We start from the raw sequence: 5275 nt of genomic DNA on the forward strand, positions 1-5275 counted from the left end.
CGAACTGCTGAGCACGGTTGATCCCACACTTTAACCGCGCAGACAAAACACGCCCGCGAGAATGCCGCGTCGGAGAAGCAGCAGAGCAAACACTACGCCCCGCGCATTCCATCGCCCCAACCGGCCGCTTCAACAAACCTGCTAAACGCTACGAGCATTTAACAGGTTTGTCGCCGGCAAAACGATTACAGAAAACTCACCCTTGAACAGGCAGTACACTTGGTTTCGTCGGCCTTCGGCTTGAAGGGGCGACCGCACTTCTCGCATAGCTGAACCGCAAGGTCATGCTCGACTTTTGCAGGAAGCTCGCGCGTGGTTATTTCAGCCCAGCCGCCAATGTTTTCTTCAGGGCAACTCATATAGCACAGACCGCACTGGGTGCAGCGCGACGCATCGTGCACGAACGCCTGGCCGAGCGATATATTGCGCGCGAGCTCTTCGTCGATGGCGGCAAGAGCCGCCTCTTTCGCCTCGTTCAGCGCCTGAGTCGAAGTTCCGGCAGGAGCAGCTTGGTAGGTAAACGAAACCTCGTCGCTCGAATCACTCCCGGAAGGCTCGACAATCACGGGAATTTTACGGCGTTTCACTTCACGCTCGACCTCGCGGCGCTTTTGCTCCGCAGCATATTCGGGAATACGCAGCTCAATCGCGCCATGGGGACACATTTTCGAGCAAATCTCGCATCCGCGGCAATTGCCGTCTTCGGTAAGCGTGAGCCACGTGACTTCGGGGCGTTCTTCCTCGGGAATTTCACGCAACGTTTCAAGCAAAATGGCGCGGTAGTGCGACACGCGACCCTGCTCGTCTATATCGGACAGTAGTTCCTCGGCGCCTCGCTTCACGGTAGACATCGCACCCTCGAACGCCGTGCGCTTCGATACGCCCGAACCCGCATGTGCCCCTTCGGGTACACGGGAATGAATGCGCTTCTTGAATTCCTCTGGGCCAAAAAAGCGTTTCAGGCTGCTGAGCAAGTCATGCACGCCTTCGCGAAGATCATCGTTCTGGCATTCGCGGCATGCCTTCACCTTGAGCACCACGGGCTTTTTCAGCGCAAGCGCCGCCACAAGCTCCCACGGAATTGATGCCAAGCAATGCGCGCGAACGTTGGTCTGGCCTTTATGCTGATCGCACGCCACCACCACAACGTCGCCTGCGCTGCCGGCGTTCGCAAGAGCCGTATCGAGGCTCGCCGACGATTCATGGATTGCCTGCGTAGGACACGCCGTAACGCACAGATTGCAATTCGTGCAACCGCGCCAGCTGATTTCCTTCGCGGCGATATCGATGCTTTTCGGGCATGCATCGGAGCAATCAGAACAGGGGTATTTGCGCTGCACCGTATTCAAACAATACTGGTCAAGGCGCATAGGATGGCTCTCGTGGGCAGCATAGCCCAGCGCGTAAAGTGCAACATTATCGACAAGAGCCATGAATCCCCCTTATTCGCGGCCAAAATTATTCGCATACGCGAACCATATGTATGGTAACGCAATACACGCCCCATCGCAGGGTGCATGCGACGCAAGCGACATCAAAAAAAGCCCGATTTGCGCAGGTTCTTCTTCGTTACTCGACTTCGCCGATTGACGATTGCAGCAAACACCAGGTCAGATCTTCTCAAAATACTGGCGCACTCGCGCCCGCTCCGAAAACCTACGCAGATCGGGCATTTTTCAAAGCACAATCGAAATCGAATGGCGCCACGGCAAAACGCCTAGAAGGCTTCACCAATGGTGCCGCCGCCAACCACCGAATCGCCCACGTAGGCAACAAGTGCCTGGCCAGGAGCGGCCGCCTGGCGAGGTTCGAGGTACGCCGCGCGCACCGAGCCATCAGAATCGATAGAAAGTTCGGCAGGAATAGGAGATTGGCGATAATGGGCCTTCACCTGCACGTTCATAGTCTCACCAGCCGAAAGGGGCGGCATAACCCAGTTCCAATTCATGGCCACGCAGCCTTGCGACGAGAGTTCCGCGCGCGGGCCCACTACTACCTGGTTGGCGGCCATGTTCTTGCCCAGCACAAAATAAGGCTCGGGAGCGCCTCCAATGCAGAGCCCCTTGCGCTGCCCAATGGTGTAAGCAACGGCGCCCTTATGCTGGCCAAGCACCTTGCCTTGAGCATCGACGATCTCGCCCGGCTCGTACGACGAGCCGCGGTAGCGTTCCAAAACGCCCAGATAGTCGCCATCGGGCACGAAGCATATATCTTGGCTGTCGTGTTTTTGCGCATTGATGAAACCTTGCTGTTCGGCAATTTCGCGCACGTGAGCTTTCGTGAAACCGCCAAGAGGCAGAAGCGTGTGAGCCAATTGATTCTGCGTCATGAAGGAGAGCACGTAGCTTTGGTCCTTCGTAGCATCAAGGCCGCGCCGTAGCTCGAAACGAACGTCATCGCTTGCGGGCGCATAATAGCGCGCCCACGAATCGGAACCATCGTCAACGCTCGCGGCGCTCGACACATCTTGCCCCGCACGCTCAATTCGAGCGTAATGACCGGTAGCAATGAAATCGCAACCCAGTTCCTCGGCACGCTGCAAAAGCCTACTGAATTTCATGCGGCGATTGCATTCGATGCACGGATTGGGAGTATGTCCCGCTTCGTACTCTTCCACGAAAGGACGCATGACTTCGTCTTCGAATTCCTCAGAGTAATCGAACACGTAATGCGGGATTCCCAGGCGGAACGCAACGTCGCGCGCATCTTCGACGTCATCGAGGCTGCAACAGGTATGGCCATCGTTGTTAATGGCATCGTTGCTGTACAGCTTCATGGTAGCGCCGATGCATTCGTAGCCTTGGCTCTGCAGCAGATACGCCGTCACGCTCGAATCGACGCCGCCGCTCATTGCAACAAGCACGCGCCCCTTAGATTTCGCCATGTTTATCCTTCTTCATCGGTTCCATTCCGCCGTTTTCGGCTCACGGCAGGCGCAGATATTTTACCGCTTGAGCGACACAGCGATTTCGTGCATTGCAGCGGCCGCGGCGTCTCCATCTTCTTGCGTGGTATCCACAGAAAACGAGAAGCGCACGGCACCTTTCGCGAGCGATTCCGAAACGCCCATAGCGCGCAACACATGGCTAGTTTTCACCGCGCCCGCCGAACAGGCCGACCCCGCCGACGCACACACGCCTCGTGCATCAAGCAGCGGAATAAGGGCTTGATGGTCGAGCCCTTCGAAACATACATTCGAAATGCCCGGTACGCGTGGGGCCGCTTTTCCTACGACATATGCACCCTCGATTTGTTCAAGCTGCTCTTCAAGGCGATCGCGCAAACCACGCACGCGAGTTGCATTCTCTTCCACGGTTTCGCACGCTTCTTCGAGCGCCACAGCCAAGCCTACGATGCCTGGCACGTTTTCCGTGCCCGAACGACGGCCGCGCTCTTGACCGCCGCCGTACACGATAGGCTCGGCGCCCTCGCGCGTACGGCATACCAACGCGCCGACCCCCTTGGGGCCATGGAACTTGTGCGCCGAAATCGACAGCATATCGACCCCCAACGCTTCGGCATCGAGACGCACGTGCCCAGCCGCCTGCACGGCATCGGTATGGAAAAGCGCGCCCGCAGCATGCGCCGCCTGCGCAATTTCGGCAACGGGTTGCAAAACGCCTGTTTCATTGTTCGCCGACATGACGCTCACGAGGCACACATCACCATCGAGAACGGCCTCGATAGCTCGAGCGCTCACGACGCCTGTCTCATCGGGATTGACGAGCGTAATCACAAAGCCCTGGGCCTCCCAATAATCAAGCGCCCTGAGCACTGCAGGATGCTCGATGGACGAGGCAACCATGCGCATTCGATGGGCCCTGCGGCCGAATTCAGCTCCCGTTGCCAATGCCTGATTGTCGGCTTCGGTACCGCCAGAAGTAAAAACGATTTGGCGCGGCGTGCAACCGAGGCATTCCGCAACCGTTGCGCGAGCATTCATCACGGCATGCAACGCCGTACGCCCCGCCGCGTGCACGCTCCCCGGATTGCCGAAGTCGGCACTGAAATACGGAAGCATTCGCTCAAGCACGCTTTCGTGCAATGCAGTTGTTGCGGCGTTATCGAGATATATCATAGTTACTTTTCGAAACCTTACATTATTAAGGTACTAGGCATTATTTTTATATCGGTATCTTTTTGATACTTAAAATTAATTTGCTTCTGGTTTCTTTTAGGTACCTACATCCTAAATATATGCGAACATCTTTTAAATACCATCGGCATATTCCATTGTCGGCCACGACCTTGCGTCGGGAGCCTTCTTGATATTGAGACGGCAACGCCCACGCGCATCGACCGTCGCAGTATGTGAGCGAATAGCTTCCTGCGCAAGCGAGGCGAAAAGACACCCCTTTTTCCGCGTGCCCGCAAAGAATTCAGGGTGCCGCTGAACCCCCATGATGAACGACCTGTCACGCACCTCAACCGCCTCTACCAGCCCATCAGGGCCATATGCAACAGGGTCAAACATGGGTGCCACCGTGCGCACTCCCTGATGATGCATGGAATTCGTAGCAAGGCGATCGGTCTCCAAAATGCGGCCCTCTGAAACCCACATATTAACTAGGGATATAGGTTTCTTTATTTCGAGAAATTTGTCAAGGTATAGCTTCCGTAAAAGACCGAAAGAGCCTTACAGCGTTATAGCCTCGCCTGGATTGTCGGGTTCGGCGCCTGCCCATACCGAAATAGCATCCTGCACGCGCGCGGGCCACTCGCGAATATCGTAATAGGTCTGGTCATCATAGGTGCCCGTATCGCTCACCACGCCAACGGCTGACATACCCACGCCTTGCGCATCAAACACCGCGCGATATTGGTGGTATTTCTGCGTGACAATGGCCACGCTTTGCGCGCCATATACATTCGCGACGCGCCACATGGTGTCATACGTGTGATAGCCGCCCCCGTCGCAATAAATCGCCGATTCAGGAACACCCTGCGCAATGGCATAGGCCTTCATCGCGTTTGGTTCGTCGTAATTCGATTCGCGGCCGTCGCCAGACATAACGACAATGGGGGCCACGCCCTTGAAATACAAATCGATTGCCGCATCGACACGCTTTTGCAGAATAGGCGAAAGCGAGCCATCGGGCAGCACGCTCGCCCCAAGTACGACGATAGCGTCGCATGACGCGACCCGGGACTGCTCGTATTTGTCCAACGTCGTAATGGCCGGATTCGCCGACAGCACAACGCACGCATTAATGCCGCCCACGGCGGCAATCGCCGCAACCGCAATTGCCAACACGAATTTGAACAAACCTTTAAG

General features: G+C 56.4%; 5 protein-coding genes. All 5 read right to left on the bottom strand.

Annotated elements, in window-relative coordinates:
- Window positions 1-185 precede the first annotated feature (185 nt).
- Window positions 186-1433: a 4Fe-4S binding protein gene (locus tag ACWI8T_RS07940; protein ID WP_449138552.1), complete on the bottom strand. Its 1248-nt coding sequence runs from the start codon at window positions 1431-1433 to the stop codon at window positions 186-188.
- A 284-nt stretch (window positions 1434-1717) separates the two neighbouring features.
- Entirely contained in the window at window positions 1718-2884 is a 1167-nt protein-coding gene (gene mnmA / locus ACWI8T_RS07945) for a tRNA 2-thiouridine(34) synthase MnmA (protein WP_449138553.1), read from the bottom strand.
- 60 nt (window positions 2885-2944) lie between these two features.
- Window positions 2945-4078 carry a cysteine desulfurase family protein gene (locus tag ACWI8T_RS07950; RefSeq protein ID WP_449138554.1) on the bottom strand — a complete coding sequence of 378 codons (1134 nt, stop codon included), beginning with the start codon at window positions 4076-4078 and terminating at the stop codon, window positions 2945-2947.
- 132 nt (window positions 4079-4210) lie between these two features.
- A complete protein-coding gene (locus ACWI8T_RS07955; RefSeq protein WP_449138555.1) occupies window positions 4211-4561 on the bottom strand; it encodes a gamma-glutamyl-gamma-aminobutyrate hydrolase family protein in 351 nt (116 codons plus the stop codon).
- Window positions 4562-4636: 75 nt separating this feature from the next.
- On the bottom strand, window positions 4637-5275 hold a 639-nt coding region (locus ACWI8T_RS07960), incomplete at its 5' end, for a SanA/YdcF family protein (RefSeq protein WP_449138556.1).

The sequence above is a fragment of the Slackia sp. genome, assembly GCF_977041755.1.

Bases quoted from the DNA above. Each gene is read 5' to 3' on its own strand.
- ACWI8T_RS07940 (WP_449138552.1), bottom strand. From the start codon at position 1,433: ATGGCTCTTGTCGATAATGTTGCACTTTACGCGCTGGGCTATGCTGCC.
- ACWI8T_RS07955 (WP_449138555.1), bottom strand. From the start codon at position 4,561: ATGTGGGTTTCAGAGGGCCGCATTTTGGAGACCGATCGCCTTGCTACG.
- mnmA (WP_449138553.1), bottom strand. From the start codon at position 2,884: ATGGCGAAATCTAAGGGGCGCGTGCTTGTTGCAATGAGCGGCGGCGTC.
- ACWI8T_RS07950 (WP_449138554.1), bottom strand. From the start codon at position 4,078: ATGATATATCTCGATAACGCCGCAACAACTGCATTGCACGAAAGCGTG.